Source organism: Methylobacterium sp. Gmos3 (genome assembly GCF_056430985.1).
Window position 1 is genome coordinate 415,079 of the sequence record NZ_JBWJYL010000002.1, and the last position, 21,797, is coordinate 436,875.

Annotated in this window: 25 protein-coding genes; 11 read left to right on the top strand and 14 right to left on the bottom strand. The window is 68.6% G+C overall.

Features of this window, described 5'->3' with window-relative positions:
* The first annotated feature begins 73 nt into the window (after nt 1-73).
* Nucleotides 74-1,852 carry a glucan ABC transporter ATP-binding protein/ permease gene (locus ACS5Q7_RS05535; RefSeq protein ID WP_478338412.1) on the top strand — a complete coding sequence of 593 codons (1,779 nt, stop codon included), beginning with the start codon at nt 74-76 and terminating at the stop codon, nt 1,850-1,852.
* 72 nt (nt 1,853-1,924) lie between these two features.
* Here the strand turns inward: ACS5Q7_RS05535 and ACS5Q7_RS05540 are convergent, their stop codons facing one another.
* The 3 genes from ACS5Q7_RS05540 to ACS5Q7_RS05550 all read right to left on the bottom strand — a co-directional run bounded on the left by ACS5Q7_RS05540 (nt 1,925) and on the right by ACS5Q7_RS05550 (nt 3,637).
* Nucleotides 1,925-2,350 carry a hypothetical protein gene (locus ACS5Q7_RS05540; protein WP_478338413.1) on the bottom strand — a complete coding sequence of 142 codons (426 nt, stop codon included), beginning with the start codon at nt 2,348-2,350 and terminating at the stop codon, nt 1,925-1,927.
* Nucleotides 2,351-2,433: 83 nt separating this feature from the next.
* Nucleotides 2,434-2,859, bottom strand: a complete 426-nt coding sequence (locus tag ACS5Q7_RS05545; RefSeq protein ID WP_478338560.1) for a DUF192 domain-containing protein — start codon at nt 2,857-2,859, stop codon at nt 2,434-2,436.
* 184 nt (nt 2,860-3,043) lie between these two features.
* Nucleotides 3,044-3,637: a cold-shock protein gene (locus ACS5Q7_RS05550; RefSeq protein ID WP_478338414.1), complete on the bottom strand. Its 594-nt coding sequence runs from the start codon at nt 3,635-3,637 to the stop codon at nt 3,044-3,046.
* Nucleotides 3,638-3,959: 322 nt separating this feature from the next.
* Between ACS5Q7_RS05550 and ACS5Q7_RS05555 the strand changes: the two genes are divergently transcribed.
* Nucleotides 3,960-4,943: a heparan-alpha-glucosaminide N-acetyltransferase gene (locus ACS5Q7_RS05555; protein WP_478338415.1), complete on the top strand. Its 984-nt coding sequence runs from the start codon at nt 3,960-3,962 to the stop codon at nt 4,941-4,943.
* Here the strand turns inward: ACS5Q7_RS05555 and efp are convergent, their stop codons facing one another.
* Nucleotides 4,944-5,510 carry an elongation factor P gene (efp, locus tag ACS5Q7_RS05560; RefSeq protein WP_478338416.1) on the bottom strand — a complete coding sequence of 189 codons (567 nt, stop codon included), beginning with the start codon at nt 5,508-5,510 and terminating at the stop codon, nt 4,944-4,946.
* 134 nt (nt 5,511-5,644) lie between these two features.
* Between efp and epmA the strand changes: the two genes are divergently transcribed.
* From epmA to ACS5Q7_RS05585, 5 genes are all read left to right on the top strand, one after another.
* A complete protein-coding gene (epmA, locus tag ACS5Q7_RS05565; protein ID WP_478338417.1) occupies nt 5,645-6,700 on the top strand; it encodes an EF-P lysine aminoacylase EpmA in 1,056 nt (351 codons plus the stop codon).
* On the top strand, nt 6,697-7,746 hold the full coding sequence (locus ACS5Q7_RS05570) for a lysine-2,3-aminomutase-like protein (RefSeq protein ID WP_478338418.1): 1,050 nt from the start codon (nt 6,697-6,699) through the stop codon (nt 7,744-7,746). The genes epmA and ACS5Q7_RS05570 overlap by 4 nt, the downstream gene beginning before the upstream one ends.
* Nucleotides 7,746-8,357 carry a glutathione S-transferase family protein gene (locus tag ACS5Q7_RS05575; RefSeq protein WP_478338561.1) on the top strand — a complete coding sequence of 204 codons (612 nt, stop codon included), beginning with the start codon at nt 7,746-7,748 and terminating at the stop codon, nt 8,355-8,357. The genes ACS5Q7_RS05570 and ACS5Q7_RS05575 overlap by 1 nt, the downstream gene beginning before the upstream one ends.
* An 84-nt stretch (nt 8,358-8,441) precedes the next feature.
* Nucleotides 8,442-9,092, top strand: a complete 651-nt coding sequence (locus tag ACS5Q7_RS05580; RefSeq protein WP_478338419.1) for an RraA family protein — start codon at nt 8,442-8,444, stop codon at nt 9,090-9,092.
* 5 nt (nt 9,093-9,097) lie between these two features.
* Entirely contained in the window at nt 9,098-9,925 is an 828-nt protein-coding gene (locus ACS5Q7_RS05585) for a YdcF family protein (RefSeq protein ID WP_478338420.1), read from the top strand.
* Here the strand turns inward: ACS5Q7_RS05585 and ACS5Q7_RS05590 are convergent.
* The 8 genes from ACS5Q7_RS05590 to ACS5Q7_RS05625 form a co-directional block, all read right to left on the bottom strand.
* A complete protein-coding gene (locus ACS5Q7_RS05590; RefSeq protein WP_478338421.1) occupies nt 9,862-10,161 on the bottom strand; it encodes a DUF3253 domain-containing protein in 300 nt (99 codons plus the stop codon). The genes ACS5Q7_RS05585 and ACS5Q7_RS05590 overlap by 64 nt on opposite strands.
* Nucleotides 10,158-10,907, bottom strand: coding sequence for a DUF599 domain-containing protein (locus ACS5Q7_RS05595; RefSeq protein ID WP_478338422.1), 750 nt, complete (start codon nt 10,905-10,907; stop codon nt 10,158-10,160). The genes ACS5Q7_RS05590 and ACS5Q7_RS05595 overlap by 4 nt, the downstream gene beginning before the upstream one ends.
* 55 nt (nt 10,908-10,962) lie before the next feature.
* A complete protein-coding gene (locus ACS5Q7_RS05600) occupies nt 10,963-11,274 on the bottom strand; it encodes an acylphosphatase (RefSeq protein ID WP_478338423.1) in 312 nt (103 codons plus the stop codon).
* Nucleotides 11,275-11,290: 16 nt separating this feature from the next.
* On the bottom strand, nt 11,291-11,752 hold the full coding sequence (locus ACS5Q7_RS05605; RefSeq protein ID WP_478338424.1) for a gamma-glutamylcyclotransferase family protein: 462 nt from the start codon (nt 11,750-11,752) through the stop codon (nt 11,291-11,293).
* A gap of 138 nt (nt 11,753-11,890) precedes the next feature.
* Nucleotides 11,891-12,121, bottom strand: a complete 231-nt coding sequence (locus ACS5Q7_RS05610) for a hypothetical protein (RefSeq protein ID WP_478338425.1) — start codon at nt 12,119-12,121, stop codon at nt 11,891-11,893.
* Between the two features lie 13 nt (nt 12,122-12,134).
* Nucleotides 12,135-14,138: an acetyl/propionyl/methylcrotonyl-CoA carboxylase subunit alpha gene (locus tag ACS5Q7_RS05615; protein WP_342164129.1), complete on the bottom strand. Its 2,004-nt coding sequence runs from the start codon at nt 14,136-14,138 to the stop codon at nt 12,135-12,137.
* Nucleotides 14,139-14,237: 99 nt separating this feature from the next.
* A complete protein-coding gene (locus tag ACS5Q7_RS05620) occupies nt 14,238-14,678 on the bottom strand; it encodes a hypothetical protein (protein WP_478338426.1) in 441 nt (146 codons plus the stop codon).
* Nucleotides 14,679-14,840: 162 nt separating this feature from the next.
* Nucleotides 14,841-15,419, bottom strand: coding sequence for a L,D-transpeptidase (locus tag ACS5Q7_RS05625; protein WP_478338427.1), 579 nt, complete (start codon nt 15,417-15,419; stop codon nt 14,841-14,843).
* 163 nt (nt 15,420-15,582) lie between these two features.
* Between ACS5Q7_RS05625 and ACS5Q7_RS05630 the strand changes: the two genes are divergently transcribed.
* The 4 genes from ACS5Q7_RS05630 to ACS5Q7_RS05645 all read left to right on the top strand — a co-directional run bounded on the left by ACS5Q7_RS05630 (nt 15,583) and on the right by ACS5Q7_RS05645 (nt 19,381).
* A complete protein-coding gene (locus tag ACS5Q7_RS05630; RefSeq protein ID WP_478338428.1) occupies nt 15,583-16,512 on the top strand; it encodes a histone deacetylase family protein in 930 nt (309 codons plus the stop codon).
* Between the two features lie 145 nt (nt 16,513-16,657).
* Entirely contained in the window at nt 16,658-17,251 is a 594-nt protein-coding gene (locus ACS5Q7_RS05635; RefSeq protein WP_478338429.1) for a TadE/TadG family type IV pilus assembly protein, read from the top strand.
* 2 nt (nt 17,252-17,253) lie between these two features.
* Nucleotides 17,254-17,955, top strand: coding sequence for a TadE/TadG family type IV pilus assembly protein (locus ACS5Q7_RS05640; RefSeq protein ID WP_478338430.1), 702 nt, complete (start codon nt 17,254-17,256; stop codon nt 17,953-17,955).
* Between the two features lie 40 nt (nt 17,956-17,995).
* Nucleotides 17,996-19,381 (top strand): TadE/TadG family type IV pilus assembly protein, encoded by a 1,386-nt coding sequence (locus ACS5Q7_RS05645; RefSeq protein ID WP_478338431.1) that lies wholly within the window; start codon nt 17,996-17,998, stop codon nt 19,379-19,381.
* Nucleotides 19,382-19,399: 18 nt separating this feature from the next.
* Here ACS5Q7_RS05645 and ribB read toward each other — a convergent pair whose 3' ends face one another.
* A complete protein-coding gene (gene ribB, locus ACS5Q7_RS05650) occupies nt 19,400-20,470 on the bottom strand; it encodes a 3,4-dihydroxy-2-butanone-4-phosphate synthase (RefSeq protein ID WP_478338432.1) in 1,071 nt (356 codons plus the stop codon).
* A gap of 51 nt (nt 20,471-20,521) precedes the next feature.
* Entirely contained in the window at nt 20,522-21,619 is a 1,098-nt protein-coding gene (gene aroC, locus ACS5Q7_RS05655; RefSeq protein WP_478338433.1) for a chorismate synthase, read from the bottom strand.
* Nucleotides 21,620-21,797: the final 178 nt, after the last annotated feature.

The window sequence follows — 21,797 nt, forward strand, 5'->3', positions numbered from 1 at the left end:
CATTGCCCTCGCACGATGACGAAGGGGCGGTTCCGAAGCCTGAACGGGCCGGAGCCGGCGGCGGAGCGGTACGATGGTTCGTCTGTACGGACGGGTTCTGGGTTTCCTGAAGGCCGAGCGGCGGCTCGCGATTTCGCTCGCCCTCGCCAACGTCCTGTTGGCGGTGGCGGCCTTCGCCGAACCTCTACTCATGGGCCGCATCATCGACGGGCTCACGCACCTGAACCGCGGCGGCAACGCCATGACCCAGATGCTGCCATTGATCCTGGCCTGGGTTGGTTTCGGATTCTTTACCATCGGCGCCGGGGTGTTCATCGCCCTGCATTCCGACCGGCTGTCGCACCGCAACCGCCTCTCCAGCATGGCCGCCTTCTTCGAGCACGTGCTCGACCTGCCGCTCGCCTTCCACTCGGCCAACCATTCCGGCCGCGTGCTCAAGGCGATGCTGGAGGGCACGAACGGCATGGCGTGGCTGTGGCTCGGCTTCTTCCGTGACCACCTCGTTGCCCTGGTCTCCCTCGGCGTGCTCCTGCCGATGACGCTGTTCATCAACTGGCAGCTCGGCTCGATCCTCGTGGTGCTGGTCCTCGCCTTCACGGCCCTGACCACCTTCGTCATGCGCCGCACCGAGACCCTTCAGGGCCAGGTGGAGCACTTCAATTCGGGCCTCGCCGCCCACGCCTCCGACGCCCTTGGCAATGTCGCGGTGATCCAGTCCTTCACCCGCGCCAAGGCCGAGAAGGACGCGATGCGCGACATCATCGCCAAGCTGCTCGCTGCGCAGATCCCGGTCCTGTCCTGGTGGGCGCTCGCCAACGTCGCGACCCGCGCCTCGGCGACGATCACCATGACCGCGATCTTCGTCACCGGCATCTCGCTCTATCAAACCGGCGCGACCACGGTCGGTGAGGTCGTAGCCTTCATGAGCCTCGCCACCGCCCTGGTCTCGCGCCTCGACCACGTGGTCGGCTTCGTGAACGGCCTGTTCCAGCAGACGCCGAAGATCGCCGAGTTCTTCGCGATCTACGACACGGTGCCTTCCGTGGCCGACCGGCCGCACGCCAAGCACGTCGCCCGCTTCGAGGGCGAGGTCACCTTCGAAGAGGTCGGCTTCAGCTATGACGGACGGCGCAAGGCGCTCGACGGCGTGTCCTTCTCGGCCAAGCCCGGCGAGACCATCGCGCTGGTCGGCACCACCGGCTCGGGCAAGTCGACCACGCTCGGCCTCCTGCACCGCAGCTTCGACCCGGCCTCCGGCGCGATCCGCATCGATGGGCTCGACGTGCGCGACATCGCCCTCTCGTCGCTGCGCCACAACATCGGCGTGGTGTTCCAGGAGCCGATGCTCTTCGCCCGCTCGATCCGCGAGAACCTGCAGGTCGGCCGTCCGGACGCGACCGACGCCGAGATGCTGGAAGCGCTCGACCGCGCCCAGGCCGGCGAGTTCATGGCCCGCCAAGCGGATGGGCTCAACACGGTGATCGGCGAACGCGGCCGGTCACTCTCGGGCGGTGAGCGCCAGCGGCTCTCCATCGCCCGCGCCCTTCTCAAGAACCCGCCGATCCTCATCCTCGATGAGGCGACCTCGGCCCTCGACGCCTCCACCGAGCGCAAGCTCCAGGGCGCACTCGAAGCGGTGATGGACGGCCGGACGACCTTCGTGATCGCCCACCGCCTCGCCACCATCCGCAACGCGGACAAGATCCTGGTCTTCCACGAGGGCCGGATCGTGGAGAGCGGCACCTTTGACGACCTCGTCGCCCAGGATGGCCGCTTCGCCGACCTCGCCCGGGCCCAGTTCATGGCCGCCCAGGCGGACGACGCCGAGGATCGGTTGGCCCTCGCGGCCTGATAAGCCGACCCCGAACGACAAAGGCCCCGGCGATGGGAATCGCCGGGGCCTTTTGTTTTCGGTCGAAGGGGATCAGACGGTAGCGTAGCGCGGAGCGGCGCGGCGAGCCGGGATGGCGGCCGGGGTCTCGCGCGGGCGCAGCACCTCGGCGAGCTTCACGAACCCGTCCGGCGTCCGGTCATCCACCGCGCGGATGCCGAAGCCCAGGGCGAAGGAGCGTGTCAGGTCCGTATCGCGCTCGATCCCGAAGCGGTCGAGGGCGGTGAGGAAGGCCTCACGGAACAGGCTCGGGCGGCACCAGCCCTTCTCGGCCATCTGTAAGGGCCAGTCCCACAGGCGCTCGGCCCGGCGCGCGGCGACCGTCCCGCGGGAGATGAAATAGCCCGTGCCGCGATGCTCCAGACCGTCCTCCTGGACGGACCACTCGGCGTTGCGGAAGAGTTCGACGGAGACCGCGCCGCTCATCGGGAAGCCCCAACTGTTAATGGAACGTTCCACGAACACTGACCCGGAACACGTCTCCCGTCAAGCGTCTGTTCCACTCCTGTTCGCCATGCCCCGCCGGTATGGCGGGCCGAAACTCAGCGCTTGGCGAACATCGGATGCTCGACTCGGTCGCCCGGCTTGATGCCGAGCTTGGCGGCCGTGCCGGCATTGAGTTCGAGCACGGCGAGGACGGGGCCGTTCGAGGGAATGATCGCCGTCGAGAGCGGCTCGGTATCCGCCGCGACGCGGGTGACCGTGCCGTCCTCGCGGATGAAGACCATGTCGAGCGGGAGATAGGTATTCTTCATCCACATCGTCACCGGCTCGCTGCGTTCGAAATCGAACAGCATCCCGTGGTCGGGGGCCATGTGGCGGCGGAACATCAGGCCGCGGCTGCGCCCGGCATCATCGCGCATCACCTCGACCGAGAACCGGCGTGCGCCGCCCTGGGTGGCGATGGTCAGCGGCTCGGTCGGCACCGGAGCGGCCTTCACGACGGTCTGCGCCGCGGCGATTCCCATCGCGGCAGGCGCGAGGCCGATCCCGGCGACGAGGAGGGAGGCGACAAGGCGGGCGGATCGGGACACGCTGATCAAGGGATCGAGCCTCACGCGGGACAGGCCGTCATGGCCCGTGAACGCACTGACATAGCGCGTCCTTGAGGGAAGCGCGACGCGTCCTCCCGACACCGAATCGTGTTCGGATTCAATGCGAGACGGGGAGACCGCCATCGATCAGCCGAACCTCGGCGGCCATCACGCCCTTGGAGCCGTCGCCGTAGCGCACGAGCACCGCTTCTCCCGGCTTCAGCTCGGCGATGCCGTAGCGGCGCAGGGTCTCCATGTGGACGAAGATGTCGGGCGTGCCGTCGCCGCGCGTGAGGAAGCCGAAGCCGCGCAGACGGTTGAACCACTTCACCACCGCCGTCTCGAGGCCGCTGGTCGGCGTCACCGTAACATGGGTGCGCGGCATCGGCAGTTCGGAGGGATGGAGCGCCGCCGATTGGTCGAGGGACACGACCCGGAAGGCCTGCCAGCCGCGCTGACGCTGGACCGCCTCCACGACGATGCGCGCGCCCTCGCTCGCGGCCTGGAACCCGTCCCGGCGCAGGCAGGTGACGTGCAGAAGGACGTCGGGCGACCCGTCATCGGGGACGATGAAGCCGAAGCCCTTGGCGACGTCGAACCATTTGATGCGCCCCGCCACCTCGACGAGGTGCAGCGGCTCCTCGACGTGCTCGGCGGCCTGCCCCTCAGGCAGTTGGGGGATCTCCGGCCCGGATCCGCGTTCGTCAGACATGGCCGAAACTACCTACACTGAATCGCGTTGCGCGCTCACGAGATAAGATTAACGAAGTCCTGAATCGCTGGAAGCCCATTTGGCCGGCAACCGAGCCCGCCCGCGTTGCAATCTTGCGCAGGGCGGCAGGCCCGCAACAGTTTTGAGCGGACCGTAAGGACAAGCTGTCCAGCCGCCCTGCGCACAAACCAATCGCCGATTGCCGCTTCAACCGAAGCGAAGACAGATCGAGGCCTTCACTGCGACTTTGCGGGCGCGTGGTCACGATCGCGAGAGCACGAAAGCTGTAGCGGCGGCGGCCCGGCCATGATTTGAGCGAGGCATGGTCGCGCTTTCCCCGTCCAGCACCGCCACCTCGCGGCGCCTGCCCGTCATCGACGTCGCCCGTGCCGTCGCCCTGCTCGCCATGGCGTGCTTCCATGCCCTGTGGGACCTCGGCAACCTGCGGCTGACACCGGAGAACTACGCCGCCACCGCCATCGGGCGCCATGCGGCGGAATGTATTGCCGGCTCTTTCCTGATCCTCGTCGGCATCGGGCTGGTGCTGATGAACGGCCGGGGCATCCGCCTTCGTCCGACGCTCATCCGCCTCGGGCGGATCGCGGCCGGAGCGCTTGCCGTCACCATTGCCACCCGCATCGTCTTCCCGGATGCCTATGTGTTCTTCGGCATCCTCCACTGCATCACGGTCGCGAGCGTGATCGGGCTGCCGTTCCTGTTCCTGCCCTGGCCGGTGACGCTCGCCGTGGCGGCCGCGATCCTCACCGCGCCCCTCTATGTCCAGGCGGATTGGCTGGATTCCCCGATGCTGTGGTTCATCGGGCTCGGGCGGATCACCCCGCGCACCAACGATTACGTTCCGCTGTTCCCGTGGTTCGGGCTGGTGCTGGTCGGGATCGTGCTGGGGCGGCTCGGCCTGCCGCTGCTGGCCCGTTCACGCCTCGGCACCTGGGCGCCGCGCGGAACCCTGGGCCGGACGGCGACCTTCGCCGGGCGGCACAGCCTCGCGGTGTACCTCATCCATCAGCCGCTGCTGTTCGGCCTCGCCTTCCTGCTGGCGCAGGTGATCGGGCCGAACCCGAAGGCTGGGCTCAAGGCGTTCCGGGCGGATTACCTCGCCATGTGCACGCAAGGCGGCGGCGAGAGCGGCCCCTGCCGGGTCGCGGCCCGCTGCACCAGCGAGGCGCTGGTGCGCGAGGATCTGTTCCGGGACGATGGGCGCCCCTACTCCGTGGAGGAGCGCGCCCGCGCCCAGGCGCTGTCGCGGAACTGCTACGCCGTCGCCGAGGGCGACGGCGCGCGCTGATCAGTCCTTGGCGCGCTCGACATAGGCACCGTCGGCGGTCATCACGACCACGCGAGTGCCGGCGGCGATGTGCGGCGGCACCGTGGTGCGCACGCCGTTCGAGAGCGTCGCGGGCTTGTAGGAGGACGAAGCGGTCTGGCCCTTCAGCACCGGCTCGGTCTCGGCGACCTCGAGGGTCACGCGCTGGGGCAGCTCGATGGTCAGCGGCACGCCGTTATGGACCGACAGCATCACCGCCATGCCTTCCTGCAGGTACGGGGCGGCATCGCCGACCACATCCTCCGGCACGGCGATCTGCTCATAATTCTCGGGGTTCATGAAGTGGAACCCCTCGCCGTCGTTGTAGAGGAAGGTGTGCTCACGATCCTCGACGAAGGCGCGCTCGACCTGCTCGGTCGTGCGGTAACGCTCGGAGACCTTCACGCCGTCGGTGATGCGGCGCATGTCGAGCTGCGTGACCGGGGTACCCTTGCCAGGGTGGATGTTCTCCGCGAACAGGATCACATACAGCTTGCCGTCTTTTTCGACGACGTTGCCCTTGCGGAGCGTCGAGGCGATCACCTTCACGGGAAATGGTCCTAAATTGACGAGGTTCTGGCGGCGCGCGGAAGGCGCAGTTCCGCGAGCGGATGTCCGCACCTATCTCATTCGCGGTTCGGTTGCCAGCCGCGCCACGCGACTTCCCCCGGAGCGCCCGCATCGTGGCTGACGCCCCCTCCCCCTGGTGGACGCCTGCCCGGCACGCCGACCGGCGGCCGAGGCTGATGCTGCGCAACCGAATCACCGCCCGCTTCCGCGCGTGGTTCGAGGCGCGCGACTTCGTGGAGATCGAGGCCGCCTGCCTTCAGGTCTCCCCCGGCAACGAGGCGCATCTCTCGGCCTTCTCGACGCAGGCCATCGGCGCTAGCGGCGCGCGCACGGCGCTTCACCTTCACACCTCGCCGGAATTCGCCTGCAAGAAGCTGCTCGCGGCGGGCGAGCCCCGGCTGTTCAGCTTCGCCCATGTCTTCCGCAACCGGGAGCGCGGGCCGCTGCACCATCCCGAATTCACGATGCTCGAATGGTACCGCGCCGGCGAGGGCTACGAGACGCTGATGCGCGACGCCGCCGCGCTCATGGCGCTCTCCGCCGAGACGGCCGAAGCGCGGACCTTCACATGGCGGGGCCGCGAGGCCGACCCCTTCGCCGAGCCGGAACGTCTGACCCTGGCGGAGGCCTTCGACCGGTACGCCGGCATCGACCTCCTCGCCTGCATCGCGGCCGATGGCGCCACCGATCGGGATCGCCTCGCGGCCGGCGTCGCGGAGGCCGGGCTGCGGGTGGCGGCGGACGACACTTTTGCGGACTTGTTCTCGCGGGTGCTGGTGGCCAAGGTGGAGCCGCATCTCGGCATGGGGCGGCCGACGATCCTGTGCGAGTACCCGATCAGCGAGGCCGCCCTCGCCCGGCCCTCGCCGCACGATCCCCGCGTGGCCGAACGGTTCGAGGTCTATGCCTGCGGCGTCGAACTCGCCAACGCCTTCGGCGAACTGACGGACCCGCCCGAGCAGCGCCGCCGCTTCGAAGCGGAGATGGACGAGAAGGAGCGCGTCTACGGCGAGCGCTACCCTGTGGACGAGGATTTCCTGGCCGCCCTCGCCCATATGCCGGAAGCCTCGGGCATCGCGCTCGGCTTCGACCGGCTCGTCATGCTGGCCTGCGGCGCCGGGCGGATCGAGGACGTTCTCTGGACGCCCGTCGCGGAGACCCCCCCGTGAGCGGCATCCTGCGCCACCCGGAGCAACTGACCGAAGCCGGCCTCGTCACGGAGGCCGATCTGGCGACGCTGCGGCCGGTGCTGGCGCGCTACGCCCTGTCGATCACCCCCGACATGGCCGAGTTGATCGACCCCGCGGACCCGGCCGACCCAATCGCCCGCCAATTCGTGCCCCGCGCCGAGGAACTGATCGCCACGCCGGAGGAGCGCGCCGACCCCATCGGCGACGGCGCTCACGAAAAGCTGCCCGGCCTGATCCACCGCTATCCCGACCGGGTGCTGCTGAAGCCGCTCCATGTCTGCCCGGTCTATTGCCGGTTCTGCTTCCGCCGGGAGAGCGTAGGACCGGACGGGCTCGGCACCCTCACCGAGGCCGAGTTCGCGGCGGCCTTCGCCTATATCGCGGCCGATCCGGCGATCTGGGAGGTGGTGCTGACGGGGGGCGATCCGCTCGCCCTCTCGCCCCGGCGCCTCGGCATGATCGCGCAGCGGCTCGGCGCCATCCCCCATGTGAAGGTGCTGCGCCTCCACACCCGCGTGCCGGTGGTGCAGCCCGCCCTCGTGACCGACGCGGTGGTCGAGGCCCTGTCCGGGTTCGGCGGCGCGGTGTTCGTGGCGCTCCACGCCAACCACCCCCGCGAATTCACGCCCCAGGCCCGCGAGGCCTGCGCACGGCTCGTCGGGGCCGGCATCCCGATGGTGAGCCAATCGGTGCTACTGCGCGGCGTCAACGACGATGCCGCCACCCTGGAAGCGCTGATGCGGACCTTCGTGGAGAACCGCATCAAGCCATATTACCTCCATCACGGCGATCTTGCGCCGGGTACGGGCCATCTGCGCACCGGCATCGCGGAGGGGCAGGCGCTGATGCGCGGGTTACGGGGGCGCCTCTCCGGTCTCGCGCAGCCGACCTTCGTGCTCGACATCCCCGGCGGGCACGGCAAGGTGCCGATCGGGCCGAACTACCTGAGCGAAACAGAAACCGGCCTGGACGTGACCGACCCCGCCGGCCGGGCGCACCCCTACCCACCCAAGGAGACCCGATGATGCGCAGGCTCTGGGGCCGATTGAGTTCGGTGAACGTCCAGAAGGCCGTCTGGGCACTGGACGAGGCGGAACTCGCCTACGAGCGCCTCGACGCGGGCGGCGCCTTCGGCGTGGTGCGCGAGCCGGCCTACCGCAGCATGAACCCGAACGGGCTGGTGCCGACCCTGGAGGAGGACGGCTTCGTCCTGTGGGAGTCGAACGCGATCATGCGCTACGTCGCCTCGCTGAGCCCCGTGCTCGCGCCCCCCATCGACCCGCGCCAGCGCGCCCAGATCGACCAGTGGCTCGATTGGCAGGCGACGAGCTTCACCCCGGCGATGCGCGACGCCTTCTGGCAATTGTTCCGCTCGGCCGATCCGAACCGCAGCCTCATTGCCGCTTCGCTGACGGCCTCGGAGGTCTATGCGGCGATTCTCGACGCGCATCTCGCCGGGCGCGACTATGCCGTGGGCGAGAGCTTCAGCATCGCCGACATTGCGCTGGGCTGCGCCACGCATCGCTGGCTGAACCTGCCGGCCGAGCGGCAGGACCGCCCGAACCTGCGCCGCTGGTACGAGCGCATCGCCGCCCGGCCCGGCGCCGCCCGCGCCCTCGCCGAGCCTGTGGGCTGAGGCAGTGGATCGGGGAAGGCGGCGCTTGCGTTGCCGCCGGGGTCACGCCATCCCCCCATGGCAAACCTGAGCCGGAGCGTCCGTATGGCCATCGACCCCACCCTGCGCGATGCCCTGAGCGCCGTCACGACGGCCAGCATCACGCGGGCTCTCGAACGGGCGGGCCTGCGCGACTTCGCCCCGGCGAACCTCGCGCGGCGGTCGGGCACCACCATCGTCGGCCCTGCCCACACGCTCCGCATGGTGCCCGCGCGGGGCGAGGGCATCGGTGACCTCGCCACGGCCATCGAATCGGTGCCGGAGGGCGCGGTGGTGGTGATCGATGCCGCCGGCACGGGCCGCAACCTGCCCTTTGGCGCCATCCTCGCCGGGCGCCTGTCGAGCCGGGGCGCGGCGGGCCTCGTCACCGACGCCACCGTGGCGGAAGAGGTCGGCCTGCCGGTCTGGGCGGCGCAGGGCGCGGCAGCGGGCGGCCTCACCCTCGCCGGCAGCTGGCAGCCGATCGCCTGCGGCGGCGCGGCGGTGCATCCCGGCGACATCGTGGTCTGCGGTCCGGACGGCGTCGTGGTGATCCCGCCGGACTTGGCGGAACAGGTCGCCCTCGAAGCCGTCGAGCAGCAGCGCCTCGACCTGTGGCTGCAACGGGAGGCCGAGAAGGGCACCAGTCTCTACGGGCTGCTGCCGCCGGACTCGACCGCCCTCGCGCGGTTCGAGGCCGAAACAGGCTCGGCCTGAGAGGCATGTTCTTCCCGCTGTCGAAGGTGATCTTCTTCCTAATCACCCCTTCGAACCTGCTGATCTTCCTGAGCGTCGCGGGCGTGGTCCTCCTCGCCGCCACGCGGCTGCGCCGCACGGGCACGGCCCTCGCCTTCACCGGCACGGTCGGCCTGCTGCTCGCGGGGATGGCGCCGCTGTCGGAACTCGCCCTCCTTCCCCTGGAGCAGCGCTTCCCGCCCTACGAGGCGGACACGCCCGCGCCGACCGGCATCATCCTGCTCGGCGGCGCCATCGAGGCCGGATTGTCCGAGGCGCGGGATCAGGTGATCGTCAACGATGCGGGCGAGCGGCCGGTCTACTTCGCCGACCTCGCCCGTCGCTTCCCGCAGGCACGGCTCGTCTTTTCCGGGGGCAGCGGCTTCATCGGCGGCGGGGTCTCGGAGGCCGACATCGTCAGCCGGCACGCGGACGCGATCGGCATACCCCGCAGCCGGATGATCCTGGAAAACCGCTCCCGCAACACGCGGGAGAACGCCGCCTTCACGGCCGATCTCGTCCACCCCAAGCCCGGCGAGCGCTGGCTGATCATCACCTCGGCGTGGCACATGCCGCGCGCGGTCGGCTGCTTCCGGCAGGCGGGCTTCACCGTCGAGGCCTTCCCCGTCGATTACCGCACCAAGGGCTGGCGCGACCTACTCCACTTCCATGGCTTCGCCTCGGACGGGCTGCTGCAGCTCGATCTCGCCGTGAAGGAATGGATCGGCCTCGTGGCCTATCGGATGGCGGGCTACATCCCCGATTGGCTGCCGGCGCCGGCCTCGCCGCCATCCTCGGGCAGCGCCAGCCGGTAGATGCCGCGAAAGTCGTCCGGGTCCACCGGGCGGCCCTTGCGCATGATGACGACGCGCCCCTCATGGGCGAGGCGCACGGCCACCCGCCGCACCGGCTGCATCAGCGGCCCCCACCCATCGGGATGCGGTCCGCCGAGGGCACGCGCCACCTCCGAGGGGCAGATCGTCTTGCCGGCCCCCCGCTCGTCGACCAGGCGCAGCATCGTCTCCGCGATGGCTTCGACATCCGCGCTCATCGCTGTCTCCCGCCCAATGGGCCTTCGTGCTCGCACTCGCCCAGGGCGAGCAACTCGCGCCGGATGCGCGAGAGGAATTGCCGGTGAAACATCACGCACACGACGAAGGTGGTTGAGCCGAACAGGATGATCGGGCTCACGAACCAGCCGAGATAGGCCAGCGCGAAGAAGAACGCGCGCTGGCCCCTGGCGAAATGGCTGCCCGCGCTGACGTTCATGGCGGCGATCCGGCTGACCGTGCGCAGCATCTCCGTTTCCGGCACGTCCGCGCCCTTCGGCGGAACGGCGCCCAGGAGGATCGCACTGTAATTGAACAGCCGGTACGCCCAGGCGAACTTGAAGAACGCGTAGGTGAAGACGCAGGCGAGACCCGCCACCTTCACCTCCCAGGTCAACCGGTTGGCCACGGTGCCGAAGGGCAGCGTCGCGAACAGGTTGATCACGTCGTCGCCCGAGCGCGACAGGGTGAGCACCGAGCCCAGGGCGATCAGCGAGGTCGACGCGAAGAAGGCCGTGCCGTTCTGCAAGGACGCGTTGATCTGCGTGTCCACCACCCGGTTGTCCCGCACGATCACCTGCCGCGCCCAGTTCTCCCGGTGGCGGTCCATGATGCGGCTGAGCGAGATGCGGCGGCCCCTCAGGCGGCCGACACCGAGGCCGTAGGCCGTCCACGCCGCGAGGAAATAGAGAAGGGCCGCGAGGTCGAGGGGCGAGAAGCCGGGTGCGGCGGCGGACAGGTCGGTCATGATCGTCGGGGCTTATCAGCCGGATCGCCGGGGCAGAACCCGTTTCGACTGACGATCAGCCCCGCTCGACGGTGAATCCGGGCGAGGCGGGCGCCTCGGCGCCCTCCGTGACGGCCACATCGTCGACGCGGGCCAGCAGCGGGCCGTTGCGGCACAGGCCGAGCATTCGCTCCACCGCGTCGGAAGGCCCGCTGAACAGGGCCTCGACGCTCTTGTCAGGGCGGTTGCGCACCCAGCCGGAGAGGCCGAGCCCATCCGCCTTGTCCTTGGTCCAGGCGCGGTACGACACGCCCTGGACGCGGCCCCGAACGATGACGGAGACGGTGCGATTTGCGCCGTCATGGGCAGCGCGATGGTCTTCTGTCATGCGAATCGCCTTCGTCTTAGCGAGCCTCGCGAGGCGCTGACGGCTGTGAGGCGGGCGGCCCGCGCAGCCAGCCGCCGATCTCCCGGAGATAGGGCGCCGGCAATTGCGCCGCCGAGGCCGCCGCGAGCACCGCTTCGAGATAGCCGGGCCTCGGCCGCCCCGGCGCCGTCGAGCGCCCGAGATAGATCAGCGCCCGGCGCACGCCTGTATCGGTGCGGATGGGCAGGCTCGCCTTGGCGTAGAGGCCGCTCGCGACGCCCTCGTAGCGGTCGAGGGCCGGAATGTCGTCGAGGGCCAGTTCCCACAGCACGCCGTGGACGACCCGCGCCGGATCGCGCACCACCGAGGCGTAGCCCTCGCGCATGACGATGAAGCGGTGGCCCGCCAGACGCCCCCGGCCGATCAGGCGCGAGACCGGGCAGCGCAGGACCATGGCGGCGGCGTCCATGTTGGCGCCGTAGGCGAAGTAGAGCGGCAACTCCCGCGACGCAGCGGCGCGATCACTCGCCCCGTTGGCGGGCCCGAGCGACCGCCCATTCATTGGCGCGCATCGCGGCATAGGCGAGGATGACGCCCGCCGCCGGGATCACGAAGATGACGAAGATCTCACCGGAACTCATAGCCTCAGGCTCCGAAGCACCCGTCTCGCCGTCCAATGTATGATGCCCCCGGCGCAAAGCCAGAGCAAGACGAACAGCAGGGTGGCGAGCTTCAGCGGCGGTGCGGTCGACACGCCGAAGCTGAAAGCGGTCATCGGCGTCACGAAACCGATGACGACGTAGGCGACGGCGACGTTGTTCAACGCCGTCGCCAGGAGCTTCGTCTGCTCGTTGTGGACCGCCGTCACCTTCGCCTGCGGCTCACGCGAATTCGAGGATCACCGCGTCGACGGCGAGGCTGTCGCCTTCCTTCGCGTGGATCTTGCCGACCGTGGCGTCGCGCTCGGCCCGCAGGACGTTCTCCATCTTCATCGCCTCGACCACCGCGATGGGCTCGCCGTTCTTCACCTCCTGGCCCTCGGCCACGAGGATCTGCTTCACGAGGCCGGGCATCGGGCAGAGCACCTGCTTGCCGGAGCCCGCCTGCTCCTTCACCGGCATGAGGGCGGCGAGCTCGGCCTCGCGGCGGGTGAACACCCGCGCCTCGGCCGCCGCGCCGGCATGCTGCAGGAACGCGCCGTTGAGCAGGCTGCGCACCTGGATGGCGCAGCGCTCGCCGTCGATGGTGCCGATCCAGACCGGCTGGCCGGGGCGCCAGTCGCTGGCAACGTGCAGGGCCGCACCGTCCTCACGGGTGACGATCACGCCCTCACCGTCGGTCTCGACGGTCACGGGGAAGCGCTCGCCGGCCAGCGTCACCACGCGCTCGTTCTCGAAGGCGAACAGGCCCGGCGCCCGCATCTGGCCGCTGATGCCGCGCTTGCGCTGGTTGAGCTTGTGGTCGATGGCCGCTGCCGCCGCCATCATCCGCGTCGCGACCTTGCCCTCGGGCTCCGGCGCGGCGAACCCGCTCGGGAATTCCTCGGCGATGAAGCCGGTGGAGAGCCGTCCTTCCTGCCAGCGCGGGTGCGCCATCAGGGCCGACAGGAACGGGATGTTGTGTCGGATGCCGTCGATGGCGAACGCGTCGAGCGCCTCGGCCTGGGCGTGGATCGCCTCCAGGCGGGTCGGCGCCCAGGTGACGAGCTTGGCGATCATCGGATCGTAGTGGATCGCGATCTCGCCGCCCTCCTCCACGCCGGTGTCGTTGCGGACGATGGCCTCGCCCTGCGGACCTTCCTCCGGGGGCTGATAGGTGGTCAGCCGGCCGATGGAGGGCAGGAAGTTGCGGGTCGGGTCCTCGGCGTAGACGCGGCTTTCCACAGCCCAGCCGTTCAGCTTCACCTGCTCCTGCGAAAGGGGCAGCGTCTCGCCGGCCGCGACGCGGATCATCAGCTCGACCAGATCGAGGCCGGTGATCATCTCGGTGACGGGATGCTCGACCTGCAGGCGGGTGTTCATTTCGAGGAAGTAGAAGGACTTGTCCTGCCCCGCCACGAACTCGACCGTGCCGGCGGAATCGTAGTTCACTGCCTTGGCGAGGGCGACGGCCTGCTCGCCCATCTTGCGACGGGTCTCCTCGTCCAGCAGCGGCGACGGCGCCTCCTCGATCACCTTCTGGTTACGGCGCTGGATCGAGCACTCGCGCTCGCCGAGGTAGATGACGTTGCCGTGCTTGTCGCCGATGACCTGGATCTCGATGTGGCGCGGGTCGGTGATGAACTTCTCCACGAACACCCGGTCATCGCCGAAGGAGGACGAAGCCTCGGACTTGGCGCGGGCGAAGCCCTCCGCGACCTCATCGGCGGAATGGGCAATGCGCATGCCCTTGCCGCCGCCGCCGGCCGAGGCCTTGATCATCACGGGGTAGCCGATCTCGTCGGCGATGGTCACCGCGTGCTCGGGGCTGTCGATGACGCCGAGGAAGCCCGGCACGGTCGACACGTTGGCGGCGGCGGCGGCCTTCTTCGACTCGATCTTGTCGCCCATCGCGGCGATGGCGCCGGGATTGGGGCCGATGAAGACGATGCCGGCGGCTTCGAGCGCCTTCGGGAAGGCCTCGCGCTCGGAGAGGAAGCCATAGCCGGGGTGCACGGCCTGCGCGCCCGTCTGCTTGCAAGCCTCCACGATCTTCTCGATGACGAGATAGGACTGCGACGCGGCGGCCGGGCCGATATGGACGGCCTCGTCGGCCATCGCCACGTGCACGGCATCCCGGTCGGCATCCGAATAGACCGCCACGGTCTTGATGCCCATGCGCCGCGCGGTCTTGATCACCCGGCAGGCGATCTCGCCGCGGTTCGCGATCAGAATCTTGTCGAACATCCTTCGGGCCGCCCTGCATCGGATCGCCGGATTGCACACCGGCTTATTCGTTCCGATAGAGCAGATGTGTCGCGGACGGAAGCTGTACCGATAGGCGGTTCACGCCGCGAGGGCGAAGTGCCGGCGCGAGCGGGCGGCCGGCTCGCGGATCCAGCGGTTCGCCTCGAGGGCGAAGGCGGTGAGCGCCTCGGCGGACCCTTGCGCCTCGCGGACGATCTCCTGCGCGATCCGCGCGGCGACCGGGCTCGGGCCGGAGCGGCCGGCGAACGTGGCGGCGAGCCAGGTGGCGGTTTCGCGGTCGACGTAGCCGGTGGAGCGCTCGCCCCACACCACGTAATCCACCACCGTCGCGACGAGGAAATCCGCGAAATCCTCGGACGCCGGCACCGCGCGCTCCAGGGCGACCAGCAGGTCGACCTCCTCGCGCCGGGTGATGCCGTCCGGGATCACCTCGCGCTTCAGGACCAGCAGGTCCTCCGGCGAGATGCCGCCCGATGAGACCGCATGGTTGCAGAATTGTTCAACCGAGATCTGGATCATCTTCGCCTGCCTCCGCGACCTTCTGTGAGGTCGTCCCTGTCGTTCCGTGTATCCGACAGTACGGGGCGGCTGATCTTCCAGAGGTTAACAGCCAAATCTGAACGGCTCTTCAGGTAAACACCTGACAACGAGAGAGCCTTATTCGAACGTTGCCGGGTTTCGTTAGCGGACGATGACCGAGGCCCCGACAGGCACGCGATTGTAGAGGTCGATCACGTCGATGTTGCGCATGCGGATGCAGCCCGACGAGACCGCTTGCCCGATCTTCTCCGGCTCGTTGGTGCCGTGGATCCGGTAGAGGGTGTCGCGCCCCTTGTCCGAGAGGTAGAGGGCGCGGGCGCCGAGCGGGTTGGCCGGGCCGCCCTGCATGGCGTGGACCTGCGGCCAACGCTTGATCATCTCGGCCGGAGGGTTCCAGGCGGGCCATTCGGCCTTGCGGTCGATCACCGCCGTGCCGTTCCAGCCATAGGCCTCGTCGCCGACGCTGACCCCGTAGCGCAGGGCCTTGCCGCCCGGCTGCACGAGGTAGAGCTGGCGCTCCTTCGTCTCCACCACGATGGTGCCCGGAGGCTCGTGGGTCGGGTCGTTCACCTCGTAGCGGGCGAAGTGCGGATCGAACTCGGCCTCCGGGACCAGCGCCATGAAGGACGCGTCACGGGCCGAGACGGCGGGGTCGGGCACCGCCTTGAAGCTGCATCCGGCCAGCAGCGCCGTCGCCGCGAGGATCGCCAGCGCCCGCATGATCGTGCCCCAATCAACCAGTGTGCGAATCAGACAGATGTCGGAAAACCTCCGATCCTTAACCTGGGCCGCTGACGACCCGTAGTCCGCACGCTCGCGGCGTGGCACATTGCCCGCTGCTGTTGCGGCGGCGTGACAGAGTGGATTTCGGGAGACAGCCCGCGTGACGACCCTCTACGTCAGCCATCCCGCGAGCTTCGACCATGTGGTGCCCGAGGGGCACCCGGAGCGGCCGGCGCGGATGCGGGCGATCGAGCGTGCCCTGGAGGACGAGCGGTTCGCGTCCCTGGTGCGGGTCCAGGCACCGCGCGCCGAGCCCGCCGTGGCCACCCTCGCCCACCCGGCCGAATATGTGGACGCCCTGATGGCCGCCGTGCCGGAGCACGGGATGGTCGGCATCGATTCCGACACGATCCTCTCGCCCGGCAGCATGGAAGCCGCCCTCCGGGCGACCGGGGGCGCGGTCCATGCCGTGGACGCGGTGATGCGCGGCGAATGCAGCAACGCCTTCGTGGCCATGCGCCCGCCGGGCCACCATGCCGAGCGGATGCAGGCGATGGGCTTCTGCCTGTTCAACCATGCGGCCATCGCCGCCCGCCATGCCCGCGCCGCCTTCGGCGTCGACCGCGTCGCGCTGGTCGATTGGGATGTCCATCACGGCAACGGCAGCCAGGACATCTTCTGGGACGACGGGGCGGTGCTCTATTGCTCCACCCACCAGATGCCGCTCTATCCGGGCAGCGGAGCGGCCTCCGAGCGGGGCAACAAGGATACGATCGTCAACGTGCCGCTGCGCGCCAACGACGACGGCGAGGTGTTCCGCGAGGTGTTCGAGGCGGGCATCCTCTCGCGCCTCGAAGCCTTCCGGCCGGACCTCGTCATCATCTCCGCCGGGTTCGACGCGCACCGGCTCGACCCGCTCGCCAACCTGCGCCTCGAGGCCGAGGATTTCGCCTGGGCGACGCGACGGCTGATGGAGGCCGCCGAGCGCAGCGCGGGGGGGCGCATCGTCTCGGTGCTCGAAGGCGGCTACAGCCTGGAGGGCCTGTCCCGCTCCGTGGCGGCCCATGTCAACGCCTTAATGGGGCATTGAACGCGGCGACTATCGCGTCGGTGGATGCTTTCGCGCCACTTGGGGCATATTCGATGCGTCGCCAATTTTCACGCAACGGTTGAATGAATCATTAGATCTTTGCCTGCAGGGTGATGACTCCCCACTGGGAGTGTTGCGCCGCCAGATGGCATCTTCGTTTCACACCTGCGCGACGGCGATCCGGCGGTTGCGCGGCGACCGGACGGGGACGACGGCTGTCGAGTTCGGCCTTCTCATCGTGCCGTTCATGCTAACGCTGATGGGTGCGTTCGAGGTCGGCTACACCTTCTTCATGATGTCGGCGCTCGATTCCGCCGCGCGAGGCAGCGCCCGTGCGGTGATGACGGGCGCCGTCTCGACCGCCGGCATGAACGCGACCACGTTCCGGACCACGATCGTGTGCCCGAAACTGCCGGCGAACTTCACCTGCAATGACGTATTCGTGAACGTCACCATCGTCCCGGCCACGTCGACCCAGACCGGCTACTACTCCTACGTCAATTCGGCGAAGAGCGCGCTGCTCATGCCGCCCCTGGATGCAACGCTGAACACGTTCTGCCCCGGCTCGGGCGGGCAATACGTGGTGGTACAGATCCTCTACCCGACGAGCTACTTTACCAAGCTGTTCGCGGGAGGATCCTCGACGGTCTACAAGAACAAGTCGGTCAACGTCCTGATGTCGACGGCGACGTTCAGGGCCGAGCCCTATAGCGGTGGCGCCGCCTATGCGGGCTGTTGAGCATGGCTCCCCCTGCTCTGCTTCGGCGCTTCCTGCGCGAGAGCCGCGGCATTGCCGCCGTGGAGTTCACCCTGATCTTCCCGATCCTGCTCGGCGTCTCAGCAGGCATCTTCGAGTATTCGAGCTTCGTGCGGCAATCGCGCCAGCTGACGGACACCGCGAACTCGATCGCGGAGATCCTCGCGGCCGATTCCGACACCAGCGTCACCTCGACCGACCTGCATTATGCGGTCGACTCGACGATGCTCACCTTTCCGAAGGTGTTGAGCGACGCCACGCGCAAGGGCATCGCCTGGGGGAACGACATCACCATCTCGCTGGCCGGGGTCAGCTTCGCGCCGACCGTGACCGGCTGCACCAGCAACTGCACCTACAAGGCCGCAATCAACTGGACCGGCGGAGCCAAGCAGAGGGCGTGCAACAGCACGCAATCCTCCGCCTTGGATACCGCCCTGCCGACCGCCGGGACGCTGCCCGCGAGCCTGTTCACCCCGGTCGCCAACCCGCAGGGCGGCAACGGACCGCCGCTCTTCGTGGTCGTGGCCGACATCACCTACACGTGGTCGCCGGCGGTGTTCACGGGGCTGCTCAACAGCGTCACCATGAAACGCTCCTCGTACATCAACCCCCGCTACGTCAGCTCGCTCAAGTACACGGTCGCCAGCAACGACGACGGCTTCGGCCAAGCCTGCGCCGGTTACTGACCATGCGCGCTCGCGATCTTCTCACAGGGGCCGGGACGACATGACGATGCGATCCCGCCTTCTCGCGCACCTGCGGCGCCTGCCGAAGCTGATGCAGCGCGCCTGGGCCGCGCGCTCGGGCAGCCTCACCACCATCACCGCCTTCTCGGCGATCCCGATGGTCGGCTTCATCGGCCTGTCGGTCGATTACGGCATGGAGTTGGCGGCCAAGTCGAAGCTCGATCACGCCGCCGACGCGGCCGTGATCGCCGCCATCACCAGTGCCCAGACCTACATCGTGAACTATACGGGCACGGCCGATCCGACCACCAACGCGATCGCCGTCGGCAAGGCGCAGGCGCTCGCGCAGTTCAAGGCCAATACCGGTTCGCTTCCGGCGGCCGTGCCGACGCCGACCATTTCCATGAACGTGTCCGGGCGCGTGCTCACCGCGACGACATCCTATTCCTTCACGATGCCGACGATCTTCATGAAGGCCCTCGGCACGAGCACGGCGAGCTTCAGCGGCTCGGCGAGTTCGACCCTCACGATCCCGGCCTTCACGAACATCTACATCGTGATCGACACGTCATCCTCGATGGGCATCGGCGCCACCACGGCCGATCAGCAAATCGTCTACAACGCCACGGGCGGCTGCGCGGTCGCCTGCCACCACACGAACACGACCGATACCGCCCGCAACAAGGGCGCGACCCTGCGGATCGACGTGGCCAAGAATGCCGTCGTCTCTGCGTTGAAGCAGATCATCGCCGCCGGCAACGCGACCCGTTTCCAGGTCTCGGTCTGGACGATGAGCACGCAGTTCAACAACGTGTTCACGCTCGGGAAGGTCGCGGATGCCATCTCGGTCGTGCAGGGTCTCGATATCACCGACAACGTGAAAGACGGGGGCACCAACACGACCTACAGCCTGAAGTCCCTGGGCAACACCCTCAATACGGATGGCAACGGGCTGACGTCGGCCACGGCTCAGGGATTCGTGATGTTGATCACGGACGGGGTGCAGGATTCGGACATGAAGGTGAAATCCGGCAGCAGCTGGATCGACGGCTACGATACGAACTTCGTGCCGTATTCCCCCTGTCAAAACCCGAACTGCAAGAGCCTCACCGGCTTCTCGGTGCCGATCGTCATCCAGGCCTTCGATCCGACGGCGTGTACCCCGATCAAAAACAAGGGCTACACGCTAATGACGCTGAACACGAAGTACATCGTGCCGCCGTCGAACCTCCAGAGCACCAGCCCGACTCTCAACAGTGTCTTCGACTTCGTGAAGACCTATCTGGCGAGTTCGATCGCCTCGAACCTCGCCTCCTGCGCGTCGGCGCCGAGCTACGCCTACGCGGCCGATTCGCCGAGCGAGATCAACACCGCCGTCCAGCAGATGTTCTTGGCGGCCGGGGCGCAGGCGCGGATCACCAACTGATCCGCGCCCCGGCGAGCCCTACAGCGGCTCGTCGCCGAGGAGTTCGATGCCGAAGCCCGACAGGCCGACATAGGAGCGCGACGACGTCGCGAGGTTGCGGATCGAGACCACGCCGAGGTCGCGCAGGATCTGCGCCCCGAGGCCGACCTCGCGCCATTGCCGGGCGCGGACGGCCTCGGCGCCTTCCTCGTTGACGCTCTTCACGGGCACGCCCGCCGTGCCGTCGCGCAGGTAGACGAGGACGCCCCTGCCCTTCTCGGCGAAGCGGCGCAGCACCGAGTCGATCTGCTGGCCGCCCCCGATCACGTCGGCGGCGACGTTCGAGCGGTGCAGGCGCACCAGCACGTCACGCCCGTCGCCGATGTCGCCCATCACGAAGGCGAATTGCTGGATCGTCTCGAACGGCGTCGAATAGACATGCGCCGTCATCGCCCCGTGGGCGGACTGAACCTGGAAATGGCCGATGCGCTCCACCAGCCGGTCGCGGGCCTGCCGGTAGGCGATGAGATCGGCGACCGAGATCCGCTTGAGCTTGTGTGTCTCGGCGAAGGCGTCGATCTGCGGCCCCTTCATCACGGTGCCGTCGTCGTTGGCGAGTTCGCAGATCACGCCTACCGGCGGCAGGTCGGCGAGCTTGCACAGGTCCACGGCCGCCTCGGTATGGCCGGAGCGCATCAGCACGCCGCCGTCGCGGGCGATGAGCGGGAAGACGTGGCCGGGGCGCACGAAATCCGCCGCGCCCATGTTGCCGTTGGCGAGCGCCCGCACCGTGTTGCAGCGCTGCTCGGCCGAGATGCCCGTGGTGAGGCCGTGCTTCACGTCCACCGTGACGGTGAAGGCCGTGCCGAGCGGCGCGTCGTTCGAGGCGACCATCGGGTCCAGGCGCAGGCGCCGCGCCTCGGACAGGCTCAACGGGGCGCAGACGATGCCGCAGGTGTTGCGGATGATGAACGCCATCTTCTCCGGCGTGCAGAGGGAGGCGGCGACGACGAGATCGCCTTCGTTCTCACGGTCGTCATCGTCGGTGACGACGACGATCTCGCCTCGGGCGAAGGCTTCGATCACTTCGGTGACGGTGCAATGGCTCACGGGTGACGTCCTAAAGTCGCGACGGGCCGTCCCACGGGGACGGCATCTCGGTCAGGGCTGCCCCACCTGACCGCGATGACGGAGATAGTGATCGGCCAGCACGCAGGCCATCATCGCCTCGGCGACCGGCACGGCGCGGATGCCGACGCAAGGGTCGTGGCGGCCCTTGGTGATGAGGTCCACTTCGGTGCCGTCCCGGCTCACCGACTGGCGGGGCGTGAGGATCGAGGAGGTCGGCTTCACCGCGAAGCGGACCACCACCGGCTCGCCGTTGGAGATGCCGCCCAGGATGCCGCCGGCATGGTTGGCGAGGAAGCGCGGGCGCCCGTCGTTGCCGGCGCGCATTTCATCGGCATTCTCCTCGCCGCGCAGGGCGGCGGCGGCGAACCCATCGCCGATCTCCACGCCCTTCACCGCGTTGATCGACATCATCGCCGCCGCGAGATCGGAATCGAGCTTGCCGTAGACCGGTGCGCCGAGGCCCGGCGGCACGCCCTCGGCCACCACCTCGACCACCGCGCCGACCGACGAGCCGTCCTTGCGGATGCCGTCGAGGTATTCCTCGTAGAAACGCGCCGTCTCGGCATCGGGGCAGAAGAACGGATTGCGGGCCACCTCGTCCCAATCCCAGCGGCTGCGGTCGATGGCGTGCGGGCCCATCTGGACGAGGGCCGCGCGGATCGTCACCCCGGGAATCACCTTGCGCGCCACCGCGCCGGCCGCCACCCGCGCGGCGGTCTCCCGCGCGGAGGAGCGCCCGCCGCCACGATAATCGCGGATGCCGTACTTGGCGTCGTAGGTGTAGTCCGCGTGGCCGGGCCGGTAGCTGTCGCGGATCTCGGAATAATCCTTCGAGCGCTGATCGGTGTTCTCGATCATCAGCGCGATCGGCGTGCCCGTGGTGAACTGGCGCCCCCCGGTGCGGTCGTCGGAGAAGACCCCGGAGAGGATCTTCACCTGATCGGGCTCGCGCCGCTGCGTGGTGAAGCGCGACTGGCCGGGCTTGCGCCGGTCGAGCTCGGCCTGGATCTCCTCGGCCTCCAGCGCGAGGCCGGGCGGGCAGCCGTCCACGACGCAGCCGAGCGCCACCCCGTGGCTCTCGCCGAAGGTGGTGACGCGGAACAGGTGGCCGAACGTGTTGTGAGACATGGCGGCCCGCTCTAGCGCGGGTCGGCGCGAGTCACAAACCGCCCGGAGAGCAGGCCGGCCGTGCGCTCGCCGCCCCCTCGCGATGGAGACAGTCGAATCATCAAAACTTACGTATTCGCGGTGGGAATAAAAATCCCCAGACCATCGTGGAACTCAGGCGGCATGGTCCCGCTTGTAA